This is a genomic window from Rhodococcus sp. FH8 (assembly GCF_019266085.1).
GTDB lineage: Bacteria > Actinomycetota > Actinomycetes > Mycobacteriales > Mycobacteriaceae > Rhodococcus_F > Rhodococcus_F qingshengii.
Map to the genome: position 1 here is coordinate 1,019 of NZ_LPNQ01000060.1, position 1,010 is coordinate 2,028.

Here is a 1,010-nt window from a genome sequence, read left to right on the forward strand (position 1 = left end):
CGAGACCAAGGTCGCCATCGCCAAGCGTCTGATCGAGGACATCAAGGGAAACTGGGGACTCGCCGAGTCCGACATCATCGTCGACGCCTTGACCTTCCCCATCTCCACCGGTCAGGAAGAGGTGCGACGCGACGGCATCGAGACCATCGAAGCCATCCGTCAGCTCAAGGCTGCGTACCCGGAACTGCACTTCACCCTGGGTATCTCGAACATTTCGTTCGGTTTGAACCCGGCCGCACGGCAGGTCCTCAACTCGGTGTTCCTGCACGAGTGCACCGAGGCAGGTCTGGACACGGCGATCGTTCACGCGTCCAAGATTTTGCCGATGGCGCGAATTCCGGACGAGCAGCGTGAAACCGCACTCGACCTGGTCTACGACCGTCGTAGCGAGGGCTACGACCCGCTGCAGAAGCTGATGGCTCTGTTCGAGGGCGTTTCGGCAGCGTCGGCGCGTGAGTCTCGTGCGCAGGAACTGGCGGGACTTCCGTTGTTCGATCGGCTCGAACGCCGCATCGTCGACGGCGAGCGCAACGGCCTCGACGACGACCTCACCGAGGCGATGACGATCAAGCCTCCGCTGGCCATCATCAACGAGACCTTGCTCTCGGGCATGAAGACCGTCGGCGAGCTGTTCGGCTCCGGACAGATGCAGTTGCCGTTCGTGTTGCAGTCGGCCGAGGTCATGAAGGCTGCCGTGGCATTCCTCGAACCGCACATGGAAGCGAGCGACGAGGACGGCAAGGGTCGCATCGTGATCGCGACCGTCAAGGGCGACGTTCACGACATCGGCAAGAACCTGGTCGACATCATCTTGAGCAACAACGGCTACGAGGTCGTCAACATCGGTATCAAGCAGCCGATCGCGACCATCCTCGACGTCGCATTGGACAAGAAAGCCGACGTGATCGGCATGTCCGGACTGCTCGTGAAGTCCACTGTCGTGATGAAGGAAAACCTCCAGGAACTCAACGCACGCGGAGTCGCCGAGAAGTTCCCGGTTCTGCTCGGTG

Annotated in this window: 1 protein-coding gene; it reads left to right on the top strand. The window is 61.2% G+C overall.

What is annotated here, in order from left to right:
* Positions 1-1,010: B12-binding domain-containing protein (locus ATN38_RS33380; protein WP_256931759.1), on the top strand; the 1,010-nt coding region annotated here is incomplete at both ends.